Source organism: Geomonas anaerohicana (assembly GCF_016458305.1).
Lineage (GTDB): Bacteria > Desulfobacterota > Desulfuromonadia > Geobacterales > Geobacteraceae > Geomonas > Geomonas anaerohicana.
Genome location: NZ_JAEMHL010000004.1, coordinates 388,086 through 413,975 on the forward strand (window position 1 = coordinate 388,086; position 25,890 = coordinate 413,975).

The following is a 25,890-nucleotide window of genomic DNA, read 5'->3' on the forward strand; positions in this document are numbered from 1 at the left end:
CCGTGTCCTCCGTGTTCCGCCTTCCGGTTCTGGTAGTTAACGTAGAACGTAGAATATAGAACGTAGAACCTGTTTTAGCCCTTTTCGTACTTCTCCACGACCTGGCGGTAGTGCTCCTCGAATCCCGCCTCGGATTTCTCCTCCGCCTTCTGATACCCGGCGGTGATGCCGTGACGTACCCCTTCGGGGAGTATCCGCTCGGCGAGCGGGTAGAGGATGTCGTCTTCCTTGGCGATGTGATCGCGCAACAGGTCCAGGTAGCCCCTGGCGTTGGCGACGATGGCCTCTTCCTGGCCAGCTTCGCCGTTGAGCGCCCTGGTCGCCGCCTCTTCCATCGCCTTCACGTAGGCGCGACCCAGGTCGTGCTCCATCAGCATGGCCGCCACCGGGCTGTTCTCCCGGGGCATGCCGTTGGCCACCAGCGCTTCGAACAGGACATCCTCTTCCTTGGCGTGGTGAAAACGGTCGGCGTAGTTCCTGATGAAGTCCACACCGTCCAGGTAGAACCGGTAATCCTTGAAGCTTCCTTCCTCGGTGAGCCGCGCGTTTTTCTCCAACAAGGCGAGCATTCTCAAGATCAACTGGTGCTCGTCCTTGAGCCTTTGGGTGATGTCCTGTTTCATGACCTAGTTTCTCCTCTCGCCGTTGATGCCGATGATCGCGGTTTCCAGCGGGATCTCCTTGCCGGACTGCGCCAGCGCCTGGCGTACCATCATGTCGAGGCCGCGGCAGCAGGGGACTTCCATGATGGCGACCGTGATGCTCTTCACGTTGTTCTCGCTGAAGATCCGGGCCAGCTTCTCGACGTACGGGGTGCTGTCATCGAGCTTCGGGCAGGCGATCGCCAGCGCTTTCCCTTTCAGGAGGTCGCTGTGGAAGCTCCCCAGGGCGAAGGCCACGCAGTCGGCGGCGATCAGGATCTCGCTGTCCTGGAACCAGGGGGCGGTCGGCGGGACCAGGTGCAGCTGTACCGGCCACTGCCGCAGCTCGGAAGCCGCCTTCACGGTGTTCTCTTTCTCGGTTGCCTCGTTCCTCTCGATAACCCTTGCCATGCTGCCGGGGCAGCCGCATCCTGCATGTGCCATGTTCACTTCTCCCTTTTTATATGGTTGTCTTCGTTATTGGTTGTGGCGTGTGCCGTTTCGATTTATCTAGGCGACCCTGCGATTTTCCTCTTTTGCATCCAAATAGTCATTTATTTCTTTTTCCACCGCTGCCTCCTGCTCCTGCGACAGACCGTGGATGGAGACCACATCCTTCAGGAGGCAGATGCCGACCTTGCAGGTGACGCATCCGATCTCGTAGCGGTTCAGGATCTCCCCGATCTCAGGGTAAGTCGCAATCACGTTTTGAATCGCCGTATCGCCTAAGCCGTTTTTGAATTCCATCTGCTTCCTCCCGTGTTCTTGATGATCTGACAATACCCCTCCCGCTCCAAATTGTTTATGACCTGGGTCAAAAATATAGAATTGTCTGCATCTGTGCTGCAGGGGGCGGAATTGCGGAGAAACATTGACGTTTTGACGATTAAGCGTAGAATGAAACGCTGGCGCGGCGGCCGGAATGTGGAGGTCGCGGGAAAAAAATCGGAGGTGCGCTATGGAACAGGACCTCAGGTCTCAGATCGAACGGTTGGAGGAGGGCAAGGCGCTGTCCCCGGAGGTGAAGGCGCAGTTGGAGAGCGCCTATGCCGAGATCGGGCAGAAAGTCATCACGGCCAAGGTTCCCAAGGCGGGGGACGTCGCTCCCGACTTCGTCCTTCCCAACGCCGTGGGGATCCCTGTGGCCCTGGCGGACGCGCTGGCGCACGGTCCTGCCGTGGTCACCTTTTACCGGGGCATATGGTGACCCTACTGCAGCCTTCAGTTGAGGGCCTACCAGAAGATCCTTCCGCAGATCCTGGAAAGTGGTGCTGCGCTGATGGCGATTTCGCCGCAGAGTCCGGACAAGTCGCAGGCGACGCTGCTGAAGAATTTTTTGCAGTACGAGGTGTTGAGTGATTTGGGCAACGTCGTGGCGCGCAGTTACGGCCTGGTGTACCGGCTTCCCGAGTGGGTCCAGGATCTCTATAAGGAGTTAGGGGTGAACCTCCCCGAGTTCAATGCCGATGAGTCTTGGGAGCTCCCCATGCCCGGCACCTTCGTCGTGGCGCGGGACGGCAGGATCATCACCAGTTATGCCGACAGTGATCCCAGGAACCGTTTAGAGCCCCAGGCCATCCTCGAAGCGCTCAGGGGCTGAGAAAAAAGTCTCAACGGCAAAAGCTTTAACGCAAAGGCGCAAAGCCGCAGAGGCGCAGAGAAAAACCTTTTAACGTTTTGGGTTTTAAGCCTAAATCGTGATTTAACGCAAAGCCGCAAAGCCGAAAAGGGAACCTTTTGGGAAGAACGGAAAATTTTAAAGGTTTCAGTATTTCCTCTACAGTTTTCTGCTCAGCGTCTTAGCGCCTCTGTGTCTTTGCGTTGAAGCTTTTCAGATTTAGGTTTTGATGTTCAGTCTACCTTGCGTCCTTGCGTCTTTGCGTTACAAAATGCTTTTGGATTTTAAGCCTTAAAGCGTGATTTAACGCAAAGCCGCAAAGGCGCAAGGGGAAACCTTTTGGGAAGAGCTAAACGTTTTAAGAATTTCGGTTTTTCCTCTACTATTTTCTGCTTAGCGTCTTAGCGCCTCCGCGTCTTTGCGTTGAAGCTTTTGGTTTTACAGGTTCGTTCTTTGTCTGCTTTGCGTCCTTGCGTCATTGCGTTACAAATCAGCTTTTGACTTTTAACCCTAAAGCATGATTTAACGCAAAGCCGCAAAGACGCAGAGAAAACCTTTCAGTACAAAGAAACGGTTTAAAGGTTTCAGTTTTTCCTCTACAGTTTTCTGCTTAGCGTCTTCGCGCCTCCGCGTCTTTGCGTTGAAGCTTTTGGTTTTACAGGTTGGTGTTTTGTCTGCTTTGCGTCCTTGCGTCTTTGCGTTACAAAATCAGCTTTTGACTTTGGGGGGGAAAGATGGCAACCAAGATAGGCATTTTGACCGGCGGCGGGGACTGCCCCGGCCTGAACGCGGTGATCAGGGGTGTGGTTAAATCGGCGGTCGGTCGCGGCTGGGAGGTCGTCGGCATCGAGGACGGCTTCGACGGCTTTCTCCACCCCGAAAAGTGCCGCCCCCTCGGCCTCGAAGAGGTGCGCGGCATCCTGCCGCGCGGCGGCACCATCCTCGGCACCTCCAACCGCGGCAACCCCTTCGCCTTCCCCATCATGCGCGAAGGGAAGGTGGAACTGGTCGACGTCTCCGACGAGGTCCGCTCCCGCATCGTTCAACTCGGCCTGGACGCGCTCATCGTCGTCGGCGGCGACGGCTCCCTGAAGATCGCCCAGGAACTGATGCGGCGCGGCGTCCCCATCGTGGGGGTGCCCAAGACCATCGACAACGACCTGCTGGAAACCGACGTCACCTTCGGCTACAACACCGCCCTCGAGACCGCCACCGATGCCCTGGACAAACTCCACTCCACCGCGGAAAGCCACCACCGGGTCATGGTGCTCGAGGTGATGGGTCGCTACGCGGGGTGGATCGCCCTCGAGTCCGGCATCGCCGGCGGCGCCGACGTCATCCTCATTCCGGAGATCCCCTACGACATCGACCGCATCCGCGAAGCCATCATCGCCCGCTGCAAACGCGGCCGGCGCTTCAGCGTGGTCGTGGTCGCGGAAGGGGCCTATCCCAAGGGAGGCAACCGGGTCCTCAAGGAGGCCGCCGGCGGCAAATCGGTCGTGGAACGGCTGGGCGGGGTAGGGGAAACGCTCTCCCGGGAACTGGGCGGCGTGCTGGAGATGGACATCCGCGTCACCGTGCTCGGCCACCTGCAGCGCGGCGGCACTCCCTCCACCTTCGACCGCTGCATCGGCAGCAGGTTCGGCGTCAAAGCGGTGGAACTGGTGGAGGCGGGCGCTTTCGGCCAGATGGTCTGCCTCAAGGGAAGGCACATCACCTCGGTTTCCATCGAGGACGCCGTGCGCAGCCTCAACCTCATCGATCCCTCCGGCGAGATGGTGCGCCATGCCGAGGCCCTGGGGATCATGCTCGGCAGGTAGGTAAATGGTTGACTTTGCCTAATCTCTGAACTAGACTGCGGAAAATTTCTCCGGCCGCACCCAGCGGCAAAGAACGCAACGAGGTGGTTTACCTATGAAGAACCCGATTGCCGGAGCCAACAGGAGCCAGCTGTACGCGCTTGCCGGCTTTTTTCTCGGAGCCATGGCCCCCCTGGGCTGGATAATCCTGCGTCTGTTGATGTTCTCCGACCCCAACCTCCCCCTCTCCGCACAGATCTTTTCCGAAATGACCCACAGCGCCCAAGGCATGGCGCTCTACGCCTACATGGGCGGGGGGACCGCGGTGGTGCTCGCCGTGGTCGGCTTCTTCATCGGCAGGGCCGTAGACGAGCTGCATCAAAAAGGCGAGCGGCTGGACCAGCTGGTCCAGGAAGTGGACGGGCAGAAGAAGCTCTTCGAGAACCGCTACAAGGTCCTCGACAACAACATCAAGAACTTCCACAAGATCAACAGCCGCATCCAGAAGGCGGTGCGCAGCGACGACGTGATGGCGCTCTGCGTGGAGGGGCTGCACGAGGTGCTCGGCTACGAGCGTGTCAACGTCCTCATGGCCGACCCCCAGCGCAAGAACCTCTACTTCGCCGCCAGCGCCGGCAACGAGAGCGCCGTCGGACCCGAAGTCACCGTTCCCCTCGACGTTCGTTCCGGCGTCATCTACAAGAGCTTCGTCGAGAAGCAGGTCTTCTTCGTGGAAGACATCTCCAAGTACCCCGCCGAGTACCTGCTGCAGGCCCCTTTCGACAGCATCGAGCCGCTGCGCTCATCCACCTTCATCCTCTGCCCCATCATCCTCAAAGGGGAGACCATCGGGGTGTTCGGCCTGGACAACAAGAAGAGCCACCGCGCCCTCAACGACACCGACGTGGACACCATCCGGTTGTTCGCCGACCAGGCCGCGGCGGCCCTGATGCGCATCAGCCTGCTGCAGTCGATCGACCGGCTCACCCTGGAACTGGGGCGGACCTTCTCCGACCTGTCGCAGAAGCGGGATAATTTCTCCTCCAATCTCTACCGCCTCATGACCGCGGCCGAGTCCCTCTCCGGCGGCGCCGTGAAGATCGATGCCGCCACCCACGGCGTCATGGAATCGGTCGACAGCGCCAGCGCTTCCGCCGCCCAGATCTCGGTCGCCACGGACCAGATCACCCAGAACATGGACGCGCTCTCGGACTCGGTGTACAAGTCGGTCTCCGCCATGGAGCAGATCACCTCGACGCTGCGCCAGGTGGAGAAGAACACCGCCCATTCCCACAGCCTCTCCAGCCGCGTCAAGGAGCACGCCGAGCAGGGGACCCGGATCGTACAGGACACGGTATCGGCCCTTGCCGAGATCCAGCGCTCCGTCGACCTCTCCTACGAGGGGATCAAGCGCCTGAGCGCCAACAGCGGCCGGATCGAAGGGTTCGTCAGCGTCATCAACGACATCACCAAGCGGACCAACCTCCTGGCCCTGAACGCCTCCATCATCGCGGCCCAGGCCGGCGAGTACGGCAAGAGCTTCGGCGTGGTCGCCGACGAGATCAGGAACCTGTCGCTGCAGACCGGCCTTTCCACCGGCGAGATCACCGGCATCATCGAGGAGATCATGTCGGAGTCCCGCACCGCGGCCGACAACGTGACCAGCACCAAGGAACTGGTCAAGAAGGGTGTCAAGCTGGGTCAGCAGACCGGCGCCTCCCTGGGCAGCATCCTCGACAGTTCGCAGAAGGCGCTCGACATGACCGAGCAGATCAAGCTTGCCACCGAGGAGCAGGCGACCAGCGTGCAGCTGGTGACCCGTTCCATCGAGGACGTGAGTGCCATGACGCTGCAGGTGTTCAAGGCCTCCAAGGAACAGGGGCTGGCCACCAAGGCCGTGGCCCGCGCCCTCGAGGACGTGAAGGATATGACCCACGACATGGTCACCGCTGCCGGTCGCCAGAGCGTGGACAGCGGCGAGATCAAGGGGAGCATCGACTACGTCACCAGGATGGCCGAGGCGATCTTCGACGGCATTGAGCAGCGCCAGCACGAGAGCGGCCAGGTGGTCAAGGAGCTCGAGCAGATCAGGGCGAGCGCCGAGTAGCAACCCCATAATGACAAGCAGCGAGCGGTTATGCGAAAGAGATTTTGTATAACCGCTTTTGCGTTTGCTGCTGGTTTTTGAGAAAAGTCTGGACTTTGTCGCAACGGTTGTGATAGTTTCTAACGGCGTTTGGCCCGCTATAGATAAGTGGAGCCGCCAAGAGCGCCGACAGCACGAACATACCGCCTGGATTTCGCAAGGAACCGGTACGGGAAGCGATAAGCTGAGCAGAACCGCGCCAGAATTGTGTGCGCGCTCTACTTTATACAGCGTCTTCCCCACCGGAGGCGTTTTTTTTTGCCCGAAACGGACCCCGGTGGATTCCGGCCGAAGCCGGACGGCACAGGGCGGATCGCCTAGCACCTTGTTCTGTTTACTTGTATACGAATTTCTCTTGACCGACCACCACCACAGGAGCCGACCAAAAGATGCACAAAGCCAAAACCGTTCTCGACTTTCACAGGATGAAAGCGGAAGGGGAAAAGATAACCGTCCTGACCAGCTACGACTTCCCCATGACCGGGTTGATCGACGCCGCCGGCATCGACATGATCCTGGTCGGGGACTCGGTCGGCGTCGTGGTCGCCGGCTTCGACAACACGCTGCCGGTCACCATGGAAGACATGATTTACCACACGAGGGCCGTGATGCGCGCCCGCCCCAAGGCGTTCGTGGTCGCCGACATGCCCTTTCTCTCCTACCAGACCGACCTGAACAGCGCCCGTCTCAACGCGGGACTGCTGATAAAAGACGGCGGCGCCGCCGCGGTCAAGATCGAGGGGGGCGTCAACGTCGCCGAAACCATCGCCGCCATCACCGCGATGGACATCCCCGTCATGGGACACATCGGTCTCACCCCGCAGTCGCTGCACCGCATGGGGGGCTACAAGGTGCAGGGCAAGGGTGACGCCCAGGCGGAGAAACTCATCGAAGACGCCCGCGCGGTGGAGGCGGCCGGCGCTTTCGCCATCGTGCTGGAAGGAATCCCCATGGGGCTTGCCCAGCGCATCACCGCCGAACTCACCATCCCCACCATCGGTATCGGCGCCGGTCCGCACTGCGACGGCCAGGTGCTGGTGATCCACGACATCCTGGGGCTGTGCAGCAAGTACTCCCCCAAGTTCGTCAAGCGCTACGCCGAGCTGGCGCCGATCATCGGCGAAGCCGTCGCCAACTACATCGCCGACGTCAAGGGCGGCACATTTCCCGAAGAAAGGCATTGTTTCAAATGATAGTCATCGAATCCGTTGCCGAGATGCAGCAGTTCGCGCGGCAGAGGCGGGGCGAGATCGCCCTGGTGCCCACCATGGGTTACCTGCACGAGGGGCACGCCTCCCTCATGGTGGAGGCGCGTAAGCGCGCCCGGACCGTCGTGGTCAGCATCTTCGTCAATCCGACCCAGTTCGGCGTCAACGAGGACCTGGACAGCTACCCCCGCGATTTCGAGCGGGACCGGAAGGTCGCAGCGGCGGCCGGTGTGGACGTCATCTTCGCGCCCAAGGCCGCGGACATGTACCCGGCGGGTTACCAGAGCTACCTGAACGTGGAAGGGCTCACCACCGAGCTGTGCGGCGCGAGCCGTCCCGGGCATTTCCGCGGTGTCACCACCGTGGTCGCCAAGCTCTTCAACATCGTCATGCCCGCCGTCGCCATCTTCGGGAAGAAGGACTTCCAGCAGCTCGCCGTGATCCGACGCATGGTGCGGGACTTCAACTTCGACGTCGACATCGTAGGCATGCCCATCGTGCGCGAGGCCGACGGACTGGCGCTCAGTTCCCGCAACGCCCGGCTCACCGCCGAACAGCGCGAGCCCGCCCTGTGCCTCTCCCGTGCCATCGCCGCCGCCCGTGATGCCTTCCGGGCTGGCGAGAAGAGCGTCGCCGTGTTGAGGGAGAAGGCGCTGGCGCCGATCGAGCGCGAGAGCGTGGCGCAGCTCGACTACCTGGAATTCAGGGATCAGGACACCCTGCTTCCGTTGCAGACAGCAGACGAGAGGACGCTGCTCGCACTGGCCGTGCGGGTCGGCTCGGTAAGATTAATTGACAACACTGTACTAGGGGAGGAATAAGAATATGGACAGGAAGATGCTGAAGAGCAAGATTCACCGCGCCACCGTCACCGGTGCCGACCTGCACTACGAGGGGAGCATCACCATCGATCTCGATCTCATGGAAGCGGCCGACATCATCCCGTACGAGGCCGTTTGCATCTGGGACGTCACCAACGGCAGCCGTTTCGAGACCTACGCCATCGAGGGCGAGCGTGGTTCCGGCGTCATTTGCATCAACGGCGCCGCCGCGCGCCTGGTGGCGCCGCAGGATCTGGTCATCATCGCCAGCTTCGTCAACATGGAGAATGCCGAAGCCATCGCCCACGAGCCCAAGCTGGTCTTCGTCGACGAGAAGAACAAGATGCTCCCCACCCGCAAAGAAGCCGCCGGCCAGGCGACTTTAAAGAGCGTGCACTGGAAGAACTAGCCGCGCGAGGTGAAAGGATAATAAAAAAGGACGCTGACAGACCAAGATCTCAGCGTCCTTTTTTACTGATTCTCCGCGATCCGCGGAATCGGTGAGCCTTTGCATCGAAGGGCTGCGTGCCCCCTCGCGTTCCCCCCTTTGCGAAGGGGGGACAGGGGGGATTTGCCTTTCCTGAAGTTAGCCTTAATTCCCACAACCTGTTAAACTGCATCTGTTGACAGCAGGGATGCTTGTCCCTCCGTGTTCCTCTGTGTCCTCTGTGGTTAATGCTTTTGACGGTTAAAGCTTTTGGGGGTTTCCGAAATGAGAATCTACGCCGCGTCCTACCTCTTGCCCATCTCCTCTCCCCCCATAGAAGGCGGCGCCCTTGCCGTCAAGGACGGGCGCATCGTCGCGGTCGGCAAGGTGCACGAGCTGCGGGCCCGGTTTTCCGCCCCGGTCACCGACCTGCACGAGTCGGTGATCATGCCGGGCATGGTCAACGCGCACACCCATCTCGAGCTCACCCACTTCCCGGCCTGGAAAGTCAGAAAGGACCTCGATTACCTCCCCAAGCGTTACGTGGAATGGATTCAGCAGGTGGTGAAGATAAAGCGGGCACTGGAGCCGGGAGAGCTGGAACACTCGGCGCGGGAAGGGATGCGGCTCTGCGTTGAGTCCGGCACCACCGCGGTGGGGGACATTCTTTCCGACCTCGCCCTGGTCCCCCTGTACGGTGACACCGCCCTCACCGGGAGGCTTTTCCTGGAGGCGATCGGGCACGATCCGCTCTTGTGCGACACGGTGGTGGCGCGGATGGAAACGACGCTGGCGAACCTGCAGGGGGGGCTGCTTCCGGGCCTTTCCCCGCACACGCCCCACACCGTTTCCGCCAAGCTGTTCCGCTGCCTGCAGGATCTTGCCGTGAAACTGGGCGCGCCCAAGGCGGTGCATCTCTCGGAGACGGCTGCCGAAGCCGCCTTCATGCACGACAGCACCGGCGACATTGCAGAACTGCTCTACCCCATGGCGCATTGGGAACCGTACCTGCCGCACCCGATGCGCACCACCTCGACCCGTTACCTCGATGAACTGGGCGTGCTGGATGCCGCGACGCTCGCGGTGCACGCGGTCCACGTTACCCCCAACGACGTCGCCATCCTGAAGGAGCGCGGCGTGAGCGTCGTCCTCTGCCCGCGCAGCAACGACCGCCTCTTCGTCGGTTGCGCACCCCACAAGCTTTTGAAGGAAGCCGGCCTGCCGCTCTCCCTCGGCACCGATTCCCTGGCCAGCAACGATTCGCTTTCCCTGTGGGACGATCTCCGTTTCCTCCAGAGCATAGCCCCCGGCGTCTTCAACAGCCGGGAACTCCTCGCCATGGCCACCCTGGGCGGCGCCCGGGCGCTGCGCATCGATGCCGACACCGGGTCGCTTGAGACCGGAAAGCGCGCCGACTTCCAGGTTCTCGGGGGATGCAGCGTCGATGCCGGCGCCGGCATCGAGGCAACCGTCCTGGCCCGCGGGCGCCTGGAACAGGTTTATCTTGCCGGAGTACCTCTGCAGTAAATCCTCACTGCGCTGTCACGCGTCCAGGATCTCCCGTACCGTCCTCAGCAGTTCCATGGGCTGGATCGGTTTCATGATCAGGTCGATTCCCTCCTCGGGCACCCCGCGCTTCTGAATGAAATCCGCCGTGTAGCCGCTGGCGAACAACACCTTCGCCTCCGGGGCCTGCTCGGCGATCTCGTCGTAGGCCTCCTTGCCGTTCTTGCGCGGCATGATCAGGTCCATCAGGATCATGTCGATCTCCTCCCGGTGCGCGAGGTACTTCTCCACCGCGTCCTGGCCGTCCACCGCCTGGATCACGCGGTAGCCGAAGCGCGTCAGTACCGACAGCACCAGGTTGCGCACCCCGTCGTCGTCCTCGGCGACCAGTATCGTCTCGCTCCCACCCTGCGGCGGCGCAGCCTGTTTGCCGTCGCCGTCGTCCCGGACCCGGTCCGAGTGGTAGATGGGGAGATAGATCCTGAAAGTGGTGCCGTGGTCGGGTTCGCTGTAGACGTTGATGAACCCGTTATGCTGCTTCACGATGCCGTACACGATTGCCATCCCCAGGCCGGTTCCCTTGCTGACCTCCTTGGTGGTGTAGAACGGCTCGAAGATCCTCTTGCTGGTTTCCGCATCCATGCCGCAGCCGGTATCGGCGACCGTCAGTACCGCGTACTGGCCCGGCTTGTGCTCCCCCGATTCCTGGTCCAGCGGGGATTCCACCTCCTGGCTTGCGGTTTCTATGGCGAGTATGCCCCCCCTGGGCATGGCGTCTCTCGCGTTGGTGGCCAGGTTGATGAGGACCTGTTCCAGTTGTCCCAGGTCGGCCATGATGTAGAGGGTGCCCGCGCTGGGCGTCGTCTGCAGCTGGATGTCCTCGCCGATGATGCGCACCAGGAACTTGCGCACGCTTTCCACCACGTCGTTCAGGTTCACCGGCGCCAGGGTGATGACCTGCTTGCGGCTGAACGCCAGCAGTCCCCTGGTCAGTTGCGCCGCCCGCTCCGCAGCGGAAAGTATCTGGTCGACTTCCTGCTTCTGCAGCTCGTCGAGCCTCTCGTCCAGCTTCAGGATGCTCCCGTAGCCGCTGATCACCTGCAGCACGTTGTTGAAGTCGTGCGCGACACCTCCCGCCAGTTGCCCCACGGCCTCCATCTTCTGAGCCTGGCGCAGTTGCGCCTCCAGGGCGATGCGCTCGGTGAGATCGACGAAGCTTACCACAGCGCCCTCGATGATCCCGTCGTTCAGGATGGGATAGGAGGAATATTCCACCGGGAAGGAGGTGCCGTCCTTGCGCCAGAACACCTCGTCGCGCTTCGTGCACCCTTCTCCCTCGTTGAAGGCACGGAAGATGTTGCACTGCTCCACCGGCGCCGGGATGCCGCTGGGGAGGGTGTGGTGGATCATGTCGTGCATGTTCTTGCCCAGTAGCTCATCGAGGGTGTCGTAGCCGGTGAGCTCGAGGCAGGTCCTGTTGGCGAAGGTGCATCTCCCGGAGGTGTCTATGCCGTAGATGGCGGCATGGGTGCTATCCATGATCAGTTGCAGCTTCCTCTGGTGCGCCACCGCCTCCTCCTGGAGGGCCTGGCGTTCGGCAACCTCCTCCTCCAGGAGGACGGTCTGCTCCCGGAGCTGTTCCTGGGCGATCTCGCGCTCGGCCACCTCGTTCATCAGCTCGGCGTTGCTCTCCTCGAGGCGCGTTGAGCTTTCCGACAGTTTTCGTGCCCCCACCAGGATCAGGATCACTCCCGCTGTGCCGATCAGCACCAGCGTCGCCGCGGTGCTGGCGAGCACGCGGTCGGAACCTACCGAGAAAACTGCCAGCGGCACCGTGACGCTGATGCCGCCGCGGATGTCGCCCTTCTTGTACCCCTGGACGGCGTGGCACTTCAGGCAGGAATTTTCCACCTTGAATGGGCGCATGAGCCGCATGAACCGGTGGTCGCCGACCGTCACGACCTCGCTCGCCTCCTTGGCTCCTTTTTCAAAGGACTCGAGCGCCTTTATCTCCCACGGATCCGGGGCGTTTTCACCCCTGATCGGGTTCAGGCTGGTGATGTGTCCCCTGGCGATCTGTTTTTCTGTTTCTGCCAGTTCGAAAACCTGGCGCGTCATGTAGGCGGGGTTGAGGAGGGTCAGTTCCTTTCCCGAGGGGGTCCTGATGTCTCGTTCCGGGATATGGGCCAGGTAGGGGTTGGGCTGGGTGCGGGGGGTGACCGGGACGTAGACCCCGCCGTGCTGGGAAGCCCACTTGCGGTAGAGCAGGTCCTTCTCGAAGGCGATGCGGGCCTGCGCCTTGGCGACCTCGTTGAGGTTGTTTCTATGCTGTACGTAGAACCATGCCAGCGATACCGCGATGAGCAGCACCCAGATAAAGCATAAAGAGAGGGCGTACCGCCTGGTCGTGAAGAGTCGGGAGAACATCTGTGTCACCGCCTGGCCTGAGTCAGTCTGCATGTTCGGATGTCATCACTGTATGAGATCTTATTCGGCAGGTATCCGGTGCAGGTTTAGGAGGAATTGGTGACATCTCGGCTGGACGCGGCGGCCTCACGGAAGATACGCAGCTGCTCGTCCGCACAGTCCGGGCATATGCCGTGACTGAACATGGCGTCGGAATGCTCGGTAAAGTATTTCTCCAGCTGTTGCCATGACTCCTCTTCAGTCCGGATCTTCTTGCAGTAGGAGCAGATCGGGATGATCCCTTCCAGGCGTTTGATCCTGATCAGCGCCGCGTTCAGCTCCTCGTTTTGCTGTTTCATCTCGTCGCCGTAGCGCTTGGCCTCCGCGTGGAGCTGGGCGTTCATCTTGCTCTTGTACAGGTAACGCGCTGAAACCGCGGTCATTGCGGTGAACAGAAACAACAGCACCAGTCCCACTGCCGCTTCCTTGCGCCAGGAGGTCATGTAATCGACGGGGGAAATGGTGGCGAAGATGTAATAGGGGTACTTGGCGGCCCTGCGGAAGGTAACCATACGTTCCATGTTATCCCGTGCGAAGACCGTCTTGTAGGTGGCGGAAACCGGGTTGGCCAGGATCATGTCGCGCGTTTTCTGCGACACCACGTTGGAGCCGATCTGGCTTGCCGCCTCCTTCCCCTTCGGGTGCAGTGCGACCAGCTTGAAATCCTCGTCACGTATGCCGACCGCACCGTGCTTGCCTATATCGAGGTGGGAAAGGAGAGTGTCGAAGTAGCCGACATCGATGGTACCTATCACTACGCCAGCGAACGAACCGTCCGGGTTGTTGTAGCGTCTGGCAGCGATGATCTTCCACTTCCCCGTCACCTTTCCCTTCAAAAGGTACGACACCACCTGTTGCGGGTCGGCATCGTTGCGCAGTCTGTCGAAATAGCGGCGGTCGCTGATGTTCACCGAGTCGGTGCTGCCGTCGCTGCTGCAGATGACGTTCCCTGCGCTGTCGGCGATGGAGATTTTTTCCGCTTCCGGCAGAACATGGACCTGTCGCTTGGCATAGGCGCTCAACGAGCCCTTGTCGATGCCGCGCAACGCGAGTTGTTCTTCCGTCTCTTCGCCGACGGAGAAGAGGACGATGTTCAGCTTGTCCAGGATGTCGGAGAAGTTTCCTTCCAACGAGATGGCGAGGTTTTGTGTAGAGACTTCGGCCAGCCTGTCATAATGCCTGCGGCTGTTGTAGAGGGAGTTCCCCACCATGAGGTAGGCGAACAGGTTGACCAGTATGATGCCGACGATGAGACTGGCGAAGAAGCTGTCTTTGTCTCGGGGTGGCGCATGTGCTGGTAGTGCATTGTTCATGCTCGACTTGCCTCTGTCAGTGGAAGGTCTGCGTGGTAAGCTGAATGAGCATTTCATTATACAATAGTTACGGCTGCTGTCACTGCAGCAGGTATGGATAAATTGGCAGGGAACGCTGCCAGTTGTACTTCATCCAATCCAAATGCTAGGAGGTGTGGGGGGGCAAAAAATAAAGGCTCCGGCTGACAGGGGCGTGTCAACCGGAGCCTTGGGTTGGTGGAGGTGGCGGGAATCTCACTGTACATGATTGCGTTGAAATCATTCAGAAAAAGCCAAAAAATGCCAAAATTTATACCCCCAGATACCCCCAATTTTCGCCGCTGCAATCCGTTACATTTGGGGAACCTAACCCGAATCCGGAGGTGTTTTTTAAGTATCTTTTATTGTTGCCGCTACCTCACCCTATGTGATAAAAAGGCACCACGGTTGCCCACCGGCGCATGTGGAGAAAATCAGAACGATCCAGCGACAAGCAACCAATGTCGGTGAAGCATGTGCGAAGGCTGGAACCCTCTTCTGCCAGAAGACGGTTACTAGGGCTGCCGTAAAGGAGAGATTAGCTATGACAGTAATTTCTCTAGACGCCCTCTTGGGGCTAGTGATCGCTGTCCTGATACTTATCAGGGCCATCATGAATCTCTACTGAGGGAAGGTGGCGCGTCTGCGTCTCCGGGGAGGATGGGCCTCAGGCCCATCTTCTTTTTTTTGGTCTTCAGGCTTCCCTCTGAGGTCCACTTTAGGTCTATTTGATCTCGTCAACATGCTTCGGGTACCAATCTAAAATTTTATCCCATTCAAAATAAGGAATATTTTGTCCAGTGATTTCGTTGAACCGCGACGCAGCGTGTATGACGACATCAATGCTTTTGTCCTGCGAAATTATTTCATATAAAAACTTCAACTTGTCTTTCTTGTTGATATTTTCACGGTTTTTTACATAATCAATAAGGCCTATTCGGTTAGGAGAAGCATCATTTGATGCAAACTCTTTCTTTATATCTTCAATATTCAAACGATCTGGATCAGAACCAGGCTTCCAAGGGTACTCAAACCCCCAGGTTAGGTAAGGCATGCTTCGGGATGACCTCACAGCGCTGACGGCTTCAGTTGCTTTGCGCTGCATCCCGTCCATTTTGTTGCTTGCCATTCGTTTCAATGCTTCGAATGCAAATCTATCTCCCCCCTGAGCCGCACTTGCTAAAAAGTTAAAATCTGAGTTGCCTTGTAGGTTAACTATTTTTGCCTCAACTATCCTCATCTGAGGTACTATTCGTTTGTCGATTTGACTGCTTATGTATCCGTCAGCTACTTTGTCAATACGTTCCTCTGCTCTGGCTTTAACAAGCTGTTGTATGTTATCATTGTCAAATTCAGCCTCAATACGAGAATTGACTTTTTTATTAATAGTTTCAGTGTTGGCTTGAACTGATGAAGTAAGATTTCGTTCAAGCAGGTTGTAATCGTAACCAACCTTTGCCTTTCCTAACTCAAGTTCTTTGTCAAGATCAGCTTTCATCAATGCTACTCGCTTTTCCATTTCAGATCGTAATTCCTGCCTGTCTTTGACTATTAGAACAGTAAAACATGCTGTTCCTACTGCTATAATTACTGTTATGAGTCCGCTCAGCCAATAGTAAACCTTACGCACCGCCTCAACTTCCTTATGTGCGCGGTCAACAATATCTTGGTAGAGCTTTATTGTGCCATTTTCTGGTTTACTGTCCTCAGACTTATTTTGTTGTTCCATAGCTTCCTCTCTCAGGAAAATCCTCGTTTTGAACCCTCGCCAAAAGGGCAAGGCTTACGGGGCGCGAAGCGATCCCGTGGAGCCGACGGTGCATCGATCTTTCAGCTTCACGACTTCATCATCGAAATCTCCACATTTCTTTGCAAGTAACTCCAAAAGAGGCTGAAACTCCTTCAACCAATTTCTCCCATCACTATTACCACCTTTATACTGTTTTTTGTATCCACTGACAATATCATTAAGCTTTTCGCGTATAGTCATTATGTCATCAAAGGCTAATTGCACCTCAGGAAAATACATATGAATGAGCAGTGTTACTCTGTTTGGATCAAATTTAGCATTTTCAGCACTACTAATAGTCAAGTCTAGTGCTTGATTGAAATTTAACTCACCTTTCATTACTTGGCGATAGGGTAAGTAGTAGGAGCATAGGTGATTCAGATATCTTTTTGACTCGACGTAAAGTTCTTCCAATCGATTTCGTATGATATCGTCATACTTGATTTTTTGGTCATGCTCCAATTGTAGTTTTACCCGTTGATTGGTCGCGCGATTTGATAGCCACACCCCCAGAAGGGTCATCCCCGACGACAAAATAGCGGTTGCTAAAGCAATCCAAGCTTGAGATGGCACAGACTGCAGCAAATTAGCCATGGTCATTGTTTTCCTCTTGCACGGCGGTTTTATGGCCGGTCCAACATCCTGGTCGGGATCTTGATCTCGTTGCCATGTTTGTCCTGTATCAATGAGTGCCTCCTATCCTCACTCAACCTCTTCAGGTAGGCGCCTTGGGTCAATCAGCACCGTTATAAGTGCTCCGATTGCTCTAATTATTTTCGTCCTAAAAGTGTTACGGCAGACTTTTGTTCCTGGGAAATCTGCTAACACTTCATCGCTCCAGAGGCCAAAGGCACTGCTAACATCTTCAAACGTCAACTCGTGAGCAAGGCGGTTTCGTAGCTTATTTAGACTCCGAAGGTGCACAAGGGCTCGTCCAAAATCTGGACGGGCTGAGGGGATATAGTTTTCAAGGACATGCAGCTTTCTATGGAATGAAAAGTCAGAGCTTTTACAGGCTACCCCGGCGAGGGTCCGTATTGCGTGATTAATTCCGACTTCCAGCATTAGATGTCCTTTGAGAAGGATCAGCTCAATATCCTTAACTCTATCAAGGCGAACCCCGACCCCCCATTCAACGATTTTGCTTACGTCGGTTAAAGACATAACTACACCATCAGCGCGTATGAATTCAAATTTCCCTTGCCTGCAGAGTCCATCAAGGCACAGCCGAGGAATTTTACGGCTGCTCCACCCGGTTGTTAGGCAGTTCGTTTTTTAGTAGTGAACGCGTCAGTTGTGCCCATTCCCCCGAAAAGCCTGCAAAGGCCTTTAATACTTGATAGAAAGCCTCGGCGTCTTCATTCCCAAACTTTTTGAGCAACGAAATTGCATTGTCATCATAGTGATAACTTATCTTGTTTCTGTACTCGGCATAGGCGTCAATATTCGTAATTTGGTGCCGTTTCTTGATCTCTTTAATTTCTCTCTGAATATATTCCTGCCCACAGCCCATCCTTTTTCCGATACCACCGAGAAGGCGCCCCCCCTTTTCGAAGTACCACCGCTTGGCCTCATGTAATTTTGAAACAATATCAGCCATCCATAGAAGACTGGCCAAGCCGTCTCGCTCACATTCGTCGAAAGCAATTACAAGCCTGCACATATCACAGTGAATCATTGCAGCCATTGCCCATGCCACTTTTTCATCTTCAGGGACAGAGGCATATTCGATTGCATCCACAGCGTTAAATGCCTTTTCTGCATTTTTTGAAGCGCCTCGCAACGCCTGTTCATTTCGTTCATTACGTGTCATTAGCTTGTCTCACGGGGATGATCCATTTTAAGTGAAAGTTAAAAAGGAGAATTGCCCCTCCTATCCTTCCGCGTCCGATCATCCGGCAGGGCTTTTCTTGACGGTATCCAAGATTCGCATAAGTAGGTCTGCCAAAAGAATGACCTCACTAGCTTCGGTCGGATCGGCATAGCTTACGGTTCTATGGCTTGTTGGGTTTTTGAAGCTTCCGATTGTGCCTGCAAAAAGATCGGAACGCGCCTGCCGTTCACCACCTTCATGTGAAGGGTCAGACAACGGGCCTCCATTCGGGTTAAAGGCCTGGCGGATGAGAGACACCCCGATTAAATCATTTGGTAATGCGGCAAGTTCGCGAACCCTTACCTCAACTTCCTTCATGGCTTTGAACGCAGCGGTTTCATAATCACCGAGAAGAAATACCGGCCTTATCTTCCCTTCTAATAATGGGTGAAGAGCTAAACCAATGCGCTCAGCCGCGAGAACCTCATCCAGAGAGCCTTTCTGTATAGCTCGTCTGCCTGCTCGAGTCACAATCCTTGCGGCAGTGGAAGTCTCATCTGGGGTAGGTGCGACAAGGCAGCGCGCTTCAAGCCACGCCCAAGCTTCCGCCAGCGCATTCAAATGAGGTCCACGACCGACGACATCCTTCGCGCGAATCAGCCAATTGTGTCGGCTCCAACCATTTGTTGTCGCATAATTTTCAAGCACGGCAAAAGCCAAGGTTTCGATTGGAAGCTCAATAATTGTTTCAGCCTTGAGTCCCAGGTCCCCCTCCGATGTCATCACTTACCCCTCCCGCGTTTCTTCATTTAAATGCTCAACGCTGGGCTGACCCGGCTTGGAATCTTCCCCCGATAAAATAGACACTACTGAGTGTAGGCCGTTTTGTGTTCATACTCCAGTGGTGTCATGTACCCTAGAGCCGAGTGCTTCCTCTTGTTGTTGTAGAAGGGGATGTAGCTTCTGACTTTCCGTGCAACCGCCTCGGGATCTGAGAAGGTGATGTCATGGATGCATTCTGACTTCATAGAGTGGAAGAACGACTCCATGAAGGCGTTATCTGCAAATTTGAAGGCTCAAGGGGACGTACATAAGTTTATAAGATTCTTTTTGAGAAACTTATATTCTTATGTCCGTCCCCCTGTCTTCCCCTTAATTCATCAATACTAGTCACAAGTTTGTCGTCTAGTCTTTCATGTGCGACTGTATTGACGACTCGTATCAAGTCTTGGGCATCTACGCTTCTGAAATCCGCAAATTGAACGTGATTTTTATCACAACCCTTTGGCCACGACCGCGGGTCCCCCGCAATTAACAAAAAAGGACTAACTTCAACTATTTTACCTTTAAGTAGAAATTCAGTTGCTTGTTGTACTAGTGCGAGGGATGTAAATAACGGTTTTTGTACTGACCGCCAAAATTCCTCACTTTCCTCGTCATCAGCGTCCCATTCCGCTATATCAGCTTGATCTAAGGTGTTCAATATCTCTTGAACCCTATCCCAGGCAAGATTTAAAAATGTGATTCCTGAATTTCTAAAGTCGTCGCTGCTCGGGACGTCTAAAATCATTAGCTCCTCTCTTTCGGGCAAATGCCAACCACCAACTCATGTCTGAGGTTTCGCACCCTGTCCATAAGTACTTCCCGCTGCCCTTAAGAAATGATCTTTAAATTATTACCTCCAGATCAACAGCCATCTGCTATACGCCTTCAGCGATAGTTACGGAATAACCGGAAGCCCTGAGTATTAAGCGGCCTGAAGTATGAAGTGCGAAAGGATCTTGCAGTTGAATAATATCACCACTTCCGTCAACATCTGAAACCAAGTAAATGAAATACTTATTTCTATAAACCTGAGCAACTTTATACTCATTCCCACTGAGCTCAAACGAGTGTGCTGTTTTTGCCTTGGATGACTTTACTTCTATGTACCGTTCTCCCCCGTCAACATCAAAAGATAGGATGTCGTATCCAGCTCCCACATCTACTCTTGAAACCTGCTTAACGAGATTGGCGAGTGAGATTTTGCCTGCTGTCCGAAGTCGTTGCTTCTCAAAACGCAGCACAATGTCTTCACCTTTTTCTCCAACTCTTTTAGCTTCTGCCAATAACTGCTTGAATCTCTCTAGCGATATTCCCCCGCCACGTTGGACTAACCCTTGCCCAGCCTTTTCGTAGAGGTAATTTAAAGCTAAAGAGTTGCCTTTATCTGTCAAAGTCCACAGACCGTGTGCAGCTGAGGATAGCATTCGCGATTTTACTAGGTCGTTTCTTGTCCACCTCACCATGTTGTGCCACTTTGATCGTTCAGCCCCGTTAGCTTCATATATTCTGAAATCTCGTGCCTCTTGCGATAGCCCAAAATGGTCGGCAAGAGCTTCATATACCGTCTTACCTGATTGATCTTGCTCTGAAGGTTTAGAGGAGCCACCTCTTCTCTTTAACTCAGCAACGAGTGGGCCTGTTATTTCGGAATATTTCGGGAACAATATTTCCTCCTTTACTCGTTGCCAAGCTTGTTGAGCAGCTAGGTGAAGCGTCTCATAGGTGGTCGTCACCTTTTCGTCTTATTTTCCCACCAGATGCTTCGTTTCTTTGCTTGGTTTGAGATTCAGTCGCCATTTCATACCTCGCATGGCGGGCGCAGCATAACATGCAAAGTTAATGAAAAACAATAAGAATCTGCTCCTGCGGTGCCCATTTGAACGGGAAGACATGGGGACGCCCATGATTTTGCGTTTCTTACAGAACTGCCGTCAGAGAAACGCATAAGTTCATGGGCTTCCCCCTATTGCCCTTTCCGCCATTTATACAAAACTTGCCCCAAGGCTCATTGTTCCTTTAGATTCGGGGACATTTTTCTGCAGGTAGACGCACCCCGTCTATAATCCACTCTACGCCCTCTGTAACGGATATCGCCCTAACTTCCTGCTGATTTTCCCTGCAGTTACCGGGTGAAGAATTCAATTCGCAATTGGCATGGACGTTTGTACAAAATAAAGAACCACCTGCCCCGAGAGTGCCTCTCGAAACAGCTACTCCGAGCCTAGTAGATGGATGCCTCCAGGTTTTGAATTTATCGGCAGATACAACGTAAGTATTGGTCATTATTTCATGGAAAGCCGGTGGGAAGACATTTTCTTCGCTTCCATGATGGGCAGCCTGGATTGCTGTTTGTTTCTCAGTACACTGTGGAAAAACGTGTGGCCAGAGTCGGGTGTCGGCATCTCCCGTCAACAGATAGGAACGCTGTCCATCAGAAAACTCTACGATCAGATTAAAAAGGTGGGTTGCGTCTTTGATCTTTTCTGGGAGACTACGTAGGTATGCCTGAAATGGTGATGGGACATGACGTTTCTTCTTTGAAAGGGACAACCTGCCTGCTTTTTTGATAGGCGCAAACAGTGTGGCAGCAAGCCACATATGCAGACATGCGTTAGAAGAAAGTAAACTTTCTTCGGAGATGTCCTCCCCCGTGTTTGGACCCGCAGATAGAGCCCTGAAGACGGATTCCTCGAGATTATCCAGTAAGAGATGATCAGTCGGCCCCCAGTAGAGTTCGATGTGCTTTCTCAACCCAGAACCTTCTCTAGTCGCAACAGAAAGTACACGCTTTATAACACTTTTTATCCTTATAGCGAATTCTTGATCAGAGAGCATATAAGAAATGGAGGATGTTTGCTCTGTTAAAGGATGCTGGCTACCCAAACCAAAACTCGGTGGTGTTAGCGCTCTGACGGTGATGCCTCTCCCTCCCATCGGGCAGCCTTCACTGTCGCCGCTTTTAGCACGGAGAATAAGGTTTTTCGGAACATCGAACCACATAGCGAGGTCTTGGGCCAGATGATCTGGCTTCGAAAATAACCTGTTGAGATCTTTGTCTCCGATCTCAGAGTTTCTAAACTGAAACAGGCTGCTGAAAACCAACATCCTCAAGTAGTGAGACATTGAAATAGAATCTATTTCTGGTATCCAAAACGCCATTTTACCAATATTTTTTGCCAGCAGTTTAGCTTTACTTAGATTCTTAATATGTGAAATATGATCCTTATGATAATGAGAAACAATAATTAGAGATAGAGGTTTGTCTTCAATAGTGTTAAGGAAAGCTGTTATAGATGATTTTATTTTTTTTGCCCCGCTGTTTGTCCCACAATCATAAACCCAGCCAGCACACCCGTCTGCATGGGGACATCTGATCCAATGGAAAGCCCCTTCGCCAGCGTTTAAAGTCAACATCTCCAGAAGGTCGTGCTCAGAGTCGGGTAGTGGTAAGAACTTCCTATTGGACGATATAACTGCGGGCATTGCATCATGTCTTACAGAGCAATTATAGTGTTTAACTTTCTCTCTGAAAGACTCAATGATGTTACATGGGGCTATGGAGGGGTCTTCTCCAGATAGATTATACGAAGCTAGGTAGAGGTGGCCTGGGTATTGAGAGCTGACCTCCTGGAATGCGGTTAGCAACTCACGGAAGTCAGAGGTTGGGATAACGTACAGGAGCCGCCATTCTTTGCCTGTATGCCTCATCGCTTCTGCACCACGCCTCAACAAAGAGACTACTGCCGCTTCGTGTTCTCTGGCAGTGCCATTCCACATCTTGACTTCGACCCCTAAAATGTACTGGTCACATTGGACCAAGATATCAATCATCCTAGACCTGCCTAGGCTGTGCGAAGGCCTCACTGTGCAAAAGGGTATATTTTTTGCGGAAAGTCCACATGAAGATATGATCTCGCGCAGTAAGTCATTCGAAAATTGAACTTTGCTGTCCGGACCTACTAAATGGACATGAGGGGACGTAGGTAGCTTATGCAGCTTATTGCCAACAAGGTTCATAAGCTACCTACGTCCCCTCGTCCCCAGATGTTTACGCGATTGTTCTACGATCGGAGCATATGCTCGCGTGAAAGCCTTGAGTCTTTCAGTATCTGCATTTGACTCTTCCGCTTTATATTTGGCGTACATTCTAAAGAAATAATGAAGCGATTTCTCTTCCATCATAGTTGCCTTGTTCACTGTTTGCATAAAAGAGTCATAGCGGCAGGGAGTATTCGTCACCTATCACGCTGTGGCATCAGGTGACGTTCTTGATTTTTTGATGACCAGCAGGAACACACGCATGTCAACAACATCCCCCCGTCACCGTTAAGCCGCCAGCGCCCCCTAGGCTTTCATGACCCGGACTAAACCATCCCACAGCGACTTGACTGGTTCGTAATTCCTTGGGTCAAACAAGCCAAGTTCTTCTAGGGTAAATTCCATCTTCCCGAAATTGCATGCTGCACATGTAATGACAAGATTATCCAATGTGTTTTCTCCCCCAGCAGAGTGGGGTAAGACATGGTCATATTGAAGCCACATACATTGAAAAGCGGCATGCTGTTGTTTGTTAGTAGTCCCCCACGGAATGGCGTCAGGATACATCTTTTGTAAAAACGTTCTTACCTTGGCGTGGATTACCGGGATCCCGCAAAAACGGCAGTGATAGCCGTCTCGCTCATGCAGGGCTTTTTTGGTTGCAGCATCGGGCATGCGTGCCTTTTCTCTCGGCGTGATGTGAAGCACTGGCTGCCTTCTAACTTCAACGTAGTTGCTGTTTTTCCCCCAAATGGAGTCCGTCCAACTCCAGACTTTGGGATCATTTGCCAGCCTAAACAGATTTTCCGCAGTTTCGTAAAGGCCGTTCAAATGAGCTGAAACTGCAGCATCTAAGTATCGAGCCGCATCGTATATCTCTGGAATGGGTTCTCTAAAACATCTTCGCTTATTGCGCATCAATCTTCTCTTTCAATGACGGGGACGTCTTCTACGGCTCGGCCTGCACTGAGTCGGCCTGGTGCCGCAGCAGAAGCATCGCGGCATCAAGCATCGCATTCCATTCCTTCAATTGATCGTCCGTCAGAAGTGTAACGTCGGCTGCTCGCATTTCTTCCGGGACCGTGCCTGCCCAATCGCTGACAAGGTGCCTCATAAATTTGAACTTGGCCTGCTGGAAGGTGAGCCCGGTCAACTCCATGATCCGGGCTATATTTTCAGCATGGTTGTATTGATCGGGTGTCGGGGCCTCGTCCCATCCTTCGAATCCGTTGACGATTTCATAGGTACACGAATGGCAGACGGGAGCCTGTAACAGATCACTCCAACAAAAATCATCCTCATCATCCTGATGCTCAGGACATAGGGGGCACCGGTACCCCTTCGGTACAGCGATCATGTCCACCTCACTCTTTCCCCCAAAAGTACTGGGAACGGATTCTTTAAATTTCGAGAGCAAGGGGGCTGGCTTGTTTACAGCCGGTTCAATCCTCTTGCCGCAATACCAGCTAGTCTGGCATATGTCCCATCACAACTCTTTTCAACCTCAATGGCCCGTTAGTGTAGTACTTCCAGACGGTTTTGAACTTGTTGTGGAAGACATTGCTAACTAGGTAAGTCACCATCTCTACATTGGACCCTTTGATGCCTAGTTTTTCATTCAAAAGCGGAGTTAGCTTAGCTCGGTATGATTTAAAAAACAAAGCGTAATTGAGTACCTGAGAAAGAACTTCAATTTTCGGATCGTCGAATTTAAGCTCAATAATGGCTATTTCTCGGTTACGGTTCACGGTCACGAGATCAACAAACTCCGTTGGCAATATACGATTTGCTTCTCTGATTTCACCAGCAAATGCCCCGGTCGGGAACTCCCGCTGAACGTTAAACCCACGCTGGTCCTTTTGGTTTTTCACCTTCCCTACGCGGATGAAATCATCACCGAATATGGCAAGTCGTCCATTGTTCCGGACAGTTTTCTGACCATCTTCTATTTCAGGCCCGAACAGATAAACCTGAAAATCTTTTTCTAGGCGCCCAGGTTTATCATTTCCATTGCGGTCAACAAACGTTGTCCTCACGCATTCCCCTTCTGGTCTTTGAAACAGTTCCTCCAACGAATATAACGGATCCGGCTCTCCATCTTTGTCGAGTTCGATGTCGAGGCCGCTGCTGGCCGCGAGGTACGACAGCCTGCGTTTCAAAGCCTCGTGCTTGCAACCGAGTTTCACCGTCGCGGGCACTCGTAGAGAAAATTTAACGCGTAGCGGCTTATCGGTTATTTGCTGCACCTCGTGAACGAAAGCAAGGCCCCACGGGTCGATGATTTTGTAGATGCTGTCAGTTGCTTTACCAGCATCAGTAATTTCCACCTGAACCGCAACACCATCGTCTGTCGCAGTATATGTCATGTCCGCAGGCCATCCGCCAGTTATGCCGCGATTTGCTGCCACATCCAAATTCAACTTTCGTATAGCCATGCTGTCTCCTGAGTCAAGTTAAGTCCCGCGTCCAAGGCGCCGTGCCAGTTTCCACTTTGGTTACAGTATGTATGCTTCTCCGTCCTTTATCACAGTTATGCTTTCATAGACTTGGTGGAACCGGTCAGGGTATTCAGTGTGGACCGGAACCAGTTTCTTCGGACCGATAGCCCCTGCAAACCTCTCAAGATCCTCTACAGTAGCATGCCCGCTCGTGTGAGCATAAACGAAGTTAACCTCCCCATTTTTCTGATAGGATGCCATCGCTTCAGCTCCATAATATTCGTCGTTTGAAGCTTTCAGATACCCCAGCCACTGGGAGTAGATGACGTTGACCGGTTTTTGTCCCCGGTACAGGTCGATGATCTTGAAGGAGGACATCTTGCCAAGGTACAGGAAGTCCGCGGGGGCAGCACCGAGTTCTTCCTTGGTCACCCGGTACTTATATACCCGCCGCCTGAAGTCACCAAAAAATTCAGGCTGCTCTTTTAGTTTCTCGTCCTGGCTGTATGATGCGTACACCCGAACCAGATCCCACTCCATGTTCGGCGTGTTACCTGAAACCAGTTTTAATTGCTCCAGAACCCAAGCCGTGTAGATGTCGATTACCAGCGTCTTCCGGGCCCGAAGACAAGCGCGATAGGCTGAGACAATGCGGTCGATATTCTGGGATGAGGAGATAAGAAAGGAGATATTCTCCTGGTGCTGGATCGTTTCAAAAATCTTATCTTCCACGTCTTTCTCAGCCGGAAATTCGCTATTGTCCCGCTGCATCATGGTTCCTTCCATGAAAAGAAGGTCTATGTCCTTGAGGGGATTTTTGACCATGCTGTCGAACAGCTTCGACTTTCTGCCATGAGCCCGAAAATCTCCAGAGTAGAAGATTCTCTTCCCATCGCCCTCGATAAGGAAGCCGTAGGCGTCAACTGCGGAGTGATCAACGAGGTACGTGTTGAGTGCCACGACATCGTGGACAGATTTTGATGCCAGGACATCGTGGACACTCGTTCCCTCAACGTAATTTGTA

The 25,890-nt window shown here is 54.3% G+C and carries 25 protein-coding genes; 7 read left to right on the forward strand and 18 right to left on the reverse strand.

All coding sequences use genetic code 11. The annotated features are described in order from the left end of the window. Positions 1 to 74: 74 nt before the first annotated feature. The 3 genes from JFN91_RS10895 to JFN91_RS10905 form a co-directional block, all read right to left on the reverse strand. Complete coding sequence (locus JFN91_RS10895; RefSeq protein ID WP_199389223.1) at positions 75 to 623, reverse strand: hemerythrin domain-containing protein; 549 nt, start codon at positions 621 to 623, stop codon at positions 75 to 77. Positions 624 to 626: 3 nt separating this feature from the next. After that, a complete protein-coding gene (locus tag JFN91_RS10900; protein WP_183351166.1) occupies positions 627 to 1,085 on the reverse strand; it encodes an iron-sulfur cluster-binding oxidoreductase in 459 nt (152 codons plus the stop codon). A gap of 66 nt (positions 1,086 to 1,151) precedes the next feature. After that, the gene (locus tag JFN91_RS10905; protein ID WP_199389224.1) at positions 1,152 to 1,388 is read right to left on the reverse strand and encodes a hypothetical protein; all 237 of its coding nucleotides are present in this window, start codon (positions 1,386 to 1,388) and stop codon (positions 1,152 to 1,154) included. 211 nt (positions 1,389 to 1,599) lie between these two features. Here JFN91_RS10905 and JFN91_RS10910 point away from each other — a divergent pair, with 211 nt between their 5' ends. The 7 genes from JFN91_RS10910 to JFN91_RS10940 all read left to right on the forward strand — a co-directional run bounded on the left by JFN91_RS10910 (position 1,600) and on the right by JFN91_RS10940 (position 10,187). Further along, positions 1,600 to 2,241 carry a peroxiredoxin-like family protein gene (locus JFN91_RS10910; RefSeq protein ID WP_199389225.1) on the forward strand — a complete coding sequence of 214 codons (642 nt, stop codon included), beginning with the start codon at positions 1,600 to 1,602 and terminating at the stop codon, positions 2,239 to 2,241. A gap of 752 nt (positions 2,242 to 2,993) precedes the next feature. Then, a complete protein-coding gene (locus JFN91_RS10915) occupies positions 2,994 to 4,079 on the forward strand; it encodes a 6-phosphofructokinase (RefSeq protein WP_199389226.1) in 1,086 nt (361 codons plus the stop codon). 94 nt (positions 4,080 to 4,173) lie between these two features. Further along, positions 4,174 to 6,165 carry a methyl-accepting chemotaxis protein gene (locus tag JFN91_RS10920; protein ID WP_199389227.1) on the forward strand — a complete coding sequence of 664 codons (1,992 nt, stop codon included), beginning with the start codon at positions 4,174 to 4,176 and terminating at the stop codon, positions 6,163 to 6,165. 428 nt (positions 6,166 to 6,593) lie between these two features. Next, on the forward strand, positions 6,594 to 7,397 hold the full coding sequence (gene panB, locus JFN91_RS10925; RefSeq protein ID WP_199389228.1) for a 3-methyl-2-oxobutanoate hydroxymethyltransferase: 804 nt from the start codon (positions 6,594 to 6,596) through the stop codon (positions 7,395 to 7,397). Further along, positions 7,394 to 8,233, forward strand: coding sequence for a pantoate--beta-alanine ligase (gene panC, locus JFN91_RS10930; RefSeq protein ID WP_199389229.1), 840 nt, complete (start codon positions 7,394 to 7,396; stop codon positions 8,231 to 8,233). The genes panB and panC overlap by 4 nt, the downstream gene beginning before the upstream one ends. A gap of 4 nt (positions 8,234 to 8,237) precedes the next feature. After that, on the forward strand, positions 8,238 to 8,642 hold the full coding sequence (panD, locus tag JFN91_RS10935; protein WP_183351179.1) for an aspartate 1-decarboxylase: 405 nt from the start codon (positions 8,238 to 8,240) through the stop codon (positions 8,640 to 8,642). Between the two features lie 303 nt (positions 8,643 to 8,945). Further along, positions 8,946 to 10,187, forward strand: a complete 1,242-nt coding sequence (locus tag JFN91_RS10940) for an amidohydrolase family protein (protein WP_199389230.1) — start codon at positions 8,946 to 8,948, stop codon at positions 10,185 to 10,187. Positions 10,188 to 10,202: 15 nt separating this feature from the next. On the opposite strand, the gene JFN91_RS10945 is transcribed toward JFN91_RS10940, so the two are convergent. From JFN91_RS10945 to JFN91_RS11015, 15 genes are all read right to left on the reverse strand, one after another. Then, positions 10,203 to 12,626: an ATP-binding protein gene (locus JFN91_RS10945; RefSeq protein WP_199389231.1), complete on the reverse strand. Its 2,424-nt coding sequence runs from the start codon at positions 12,624 to 12,626 to the stop codon at positions 10,203 to 10,205. 53 nt (positions 12,627 to 12,679) lie between these two features. Next, complete coding sequence (locus JFN91_RS10950; protein ID WP_199389232.1) at positions 12,680 to 13,945, reverse strand: cache domain-containing protein; 1,266 nt, start codon at positions 13,943 to 13,945, stop codon at positions 12,680 to 12,682. Positions 13,946 to 14,687: 742 nt separating this feature from the next. After that, complete coding sequence (locus tag JFN91_RS10955) at positions 14,688 to 15,692, reverse strand: hypothetical protein (protein WP_199389233.1); 1,005 nt, start codon at positions 15,690 to 15,692, stop codon at positions 14,688 to 14,690. Positions 15,693 to 15,746: 54 nt separating this feature from the next. After that, entirely contained in the window at positions 15,747 to 16,352 is a 606-nt protein-coding gene (locus tag JFN91_RS10960; protein WP_199389234.1) for a hypothetical protein, read from the reverse strand. Between the two features lie 102 nt (positions 16,353 to 16,454). Further along, positions 16,455 to 16,916, reverse strand: coding sequence for a hypothetical protein (locus JFN91_RS10965; protein WP_199389235.1), 462 nt, complete (start codon positions 16,914 to 16,916; stop codon positions 16,455 to 16,457). Between the two features lie 73 nt (positions 16,917 to 16,989). Further along, a complete protein-coding gene (locus tag JFN91_RS10970) occupies positions 16,990 to 17,565 on the reverse strand; it encodes a hypothetical protein (protein WP_199389236.1) in 576 nt (191 codons plus the stop codon). A 78-nt stretch (positions 17,566 to 17,643) separates the two neighbouring features. Further along, a complete protein-coding gene (locus JFN91_RS10975; protein ID WP_236015092.1) occupies positions 17,644 to 18,348 on the reverse strand; it encodes a TIGR02391 family protein in 705 nt (234 codons plus the stop codon). 83 nt (positions 18,349 to 18,431) lie between these two features. Continuing rightward, a complete protein-coding gene (locus tag JFN91_RS22485) occupies positions 18,432 to 18,614 on the reverse strand; it encodes an IS3 family transposase (protein WP_407932171.1) in 183 nt (60 codons plus the stop codon). Positions 18,615 to 18,661: 47 nt separating this feature from the next. Further along, positions 18,662 to 19,135: a hypothetical protein gene (locus tag JFN91_RS10985; RefSeq protein ID WP_199389239.1), complete on the reverse strand. Its 474-nt coding sequence runs from the start codon at positions 19,133 to 19,135 to the stop codon at positions 18,662 to 18,664. A gap of 130 nt (positions 19,136 to 19,265) precedes the next feature. Beyond that, positions 19,266 to 20,123 carry a protein NO VEIN domain-containing protein gene (locus JFN91_RS10990; RefSeq protein ID WP_199389240.1) on the reverse strand — a complete coding sequence of 286 codons (858 nt, stop codon included), beginning with the start codon at positions 20,121 to 20,123 and terminating at the stop codon, positions 19,266 to 19,268. Between the two features lie 283 nt (positions 20,124 to 20,406). Next, positions 20,407 to 22,221, reverse strand: a complete 1,815-nt coding sequence (locus tag JFN91_RS10995) for an MBL fold metallo-hydrolase (RefSeq protein ID WP_199389241.1) — start codon at positions 22,219 to 22,221, stop codon at positions 20,407 to 20,409. A gap of 513 nt (positions 22,222 to 22,734) precedes the next feature. Then, positions 22,735 to 23,346: an HNH endonuclease gene (locus JFN91_RS11000; protein ID WP_199389242.1), complete on the reverse strand. Its 612-nt coding sequence runs from the start codon at positions 23,344 to 23,346 to the stop codon at positions 22,735 to 22,737. Positions 23,347 to 23,377: 31 nt separating this feature from the next. After that, a complete protein-coding gene (locus JFN91_RS11005; protein ID WP_199389243.1) occupies positions 23,378 to 23,785 on the reverse strand; it encodes a hypothetical protein in 408 nt (135 codons plus the stop codon). Positions 23,786 to 23,894: 109 nt separating this feature from the next. After that, positions 23,895 to 24,863, reverse strand: a complete 969-nt coding sequence (locus JFN91_RS11010; RefSeq protein WP_199389244.1) for a hypothetical protein — start codon at positions 24,861 to 24,863, stop codon at positions 23,895 to 23,897. Between the two features lie 60 nt (positions 24,864 to 24,923). Next, positions 24,924 to 25,890: MBL fold metallo-hydrolase RNA specificity domain-containing protein (locus tag JFN91_RS11015; protein WP_199389245.1), on the reverse strand; the 967-nt coding region annotated here is incomplete at its 5' end.

Coding starts and splice junctions, on each gene's coding strand:
- JFN91_RS10950 (WP_199389232.1), bottom strand. CDS start 13,945: ATGAACAATGCACTACCAGCACATGCGCCACCCCGAGACAAAGACAGC.
- JFN91_RS10965 (WP_199389235.1), bottom strand. CDS start 16,916: ATGTCTTTAACCGACGTAAGCAAAATCGTTGAATGGGGGGTCGGGGTT.
- JFN91_RS10985 (WP_199389239.1), bottom strand. CDS start 19,135: ATGATTTTAGACGTCCCGAGCAGCGACGACTTTAGAAATTCAGGAATC.
- JFN91_RS10945 (WP_199389231.1), bottom strand. CDS start 12,626: ATGCAGACTGACTCAGGCCAGGCGGTGACACAGATGTTCTCCCGACTC.
- JFN91_RS10915 (WP_199389226.1), top strand. CDS start 2,994: ATGGCAACCAAGATAGGCATTTTGACCGGCGGCGGGGACTGCCCCGGC.
- JFN91_RS11010 (WP_199389244.1), bottom strand. CDS start 24,863: ATGGCTATACGAAAGTTGAATTTGGATGTGGCAGCAAATCGCGGCATA.
- JFN91_RS10970 (WP_199389236.1), bottom strand. CDS start 17,565: ATGACACGTAATGAACGAAATGAACAGGCGTTGCGAGGCGCTTCAAAA.
- JFN91_RS10920 (WP_199389227.1), top strand. CDS start 4,174: ATGAAGAACCCGATTGCCGGAGCCAACAGGAGCCAGCTGTACGCGCTT.
- JFN91_RS10905 (WP_199389224.1), bottom strand. CDS start 1,388: ATGGAATTCAAAAACGGCTTAGGCGATACGGCGATTCAAAACGTGATT.
- JFN91_RS10900 (WP_183351166.1), bottom strand. CDS start 1,085: ATGGCACATGCAGGATGCGGCTGCCCCGGCAGCATGGCAAGGGTTATC.
- JFN91_RS11000 (WP_199389242.1), bottom strand. CDS start 23,346: ATGCGCAATAAGCGAAGATGTTTTAGAGAACCCATTCCAGAGATATAC.
- JFN91_RS10895 (WP_199389223.1), bottom strand. CDS start 623: ATGAAACAGGACATCACCCAAAGGCTCAAGGACGAGCACCAGTTGATC.
- JFN91_RS11005 (WP_199389243.1), bottom strand. CDS start 23,785: ATGATCGCTGTACCGAAGGGGTACCGGTGCCCCCTATGTCCTGAGCAT.
- JFN91_RS10955 (WP_199389233.1), bottom strand. CDS start 15,692: ATGGAACAACAAAATAAGTCTGAGGACAGTAAACCAGAAAATGGCACA.
- JFN91_RS10940 (WP_199389230.1), top strand. CDS start 8,946: ATGAGAATCTACGCCGCGTCCTACCTCTTGCCCATCTCCTCTCCCCCC.
- panD (WP_183351179.1), top strand. CDS start 8,238: ATGGACAGGAAGATGCTGAAGAGCAAGATTCACCGCGCCACCGTCACC.
- panB (WP_199389228.1), top strand. CDS start 6,594: ATGCACAAAGCCAAAACCGTTCTCGACTTTCACAGGATGAAAGCGGAA.
- panC (WP_199389229.1), top strand. CDS start 7,394: ATGATAGTCATCGAATCCGTTGCCGAGATGCAGCAGTTCGCGCGGCAG.
- JFN91_RS10960 (WP_199389234.1), bottom strand. CDS start 16,352: ATGACCATGGCTAATTTGCTGCAGTCTGTGCCATCTCAAGCTTGGATT.
- JFN91_RS10975 (WP_236015092.1), bottom strand. CDS start 18,348: ATGACATCGGAGGGGGACCTGGGACTCAAGGCTGAAACAATTATTGAG.
- JFN91_RS10995 (WP_199389241.1), bottom strand. CDS start 22,221: ATGATTGATATCTTGGTCCAATGTGACCAGTACATTTTAGGGGTCGAA.
- JFN91_RS22485 (WP_407932171.1), bottom strand. CDS start 18,614: ATGGAGTCGTTCTTCCACTCTATGAAGTCAGAATGCATCCATGACATC.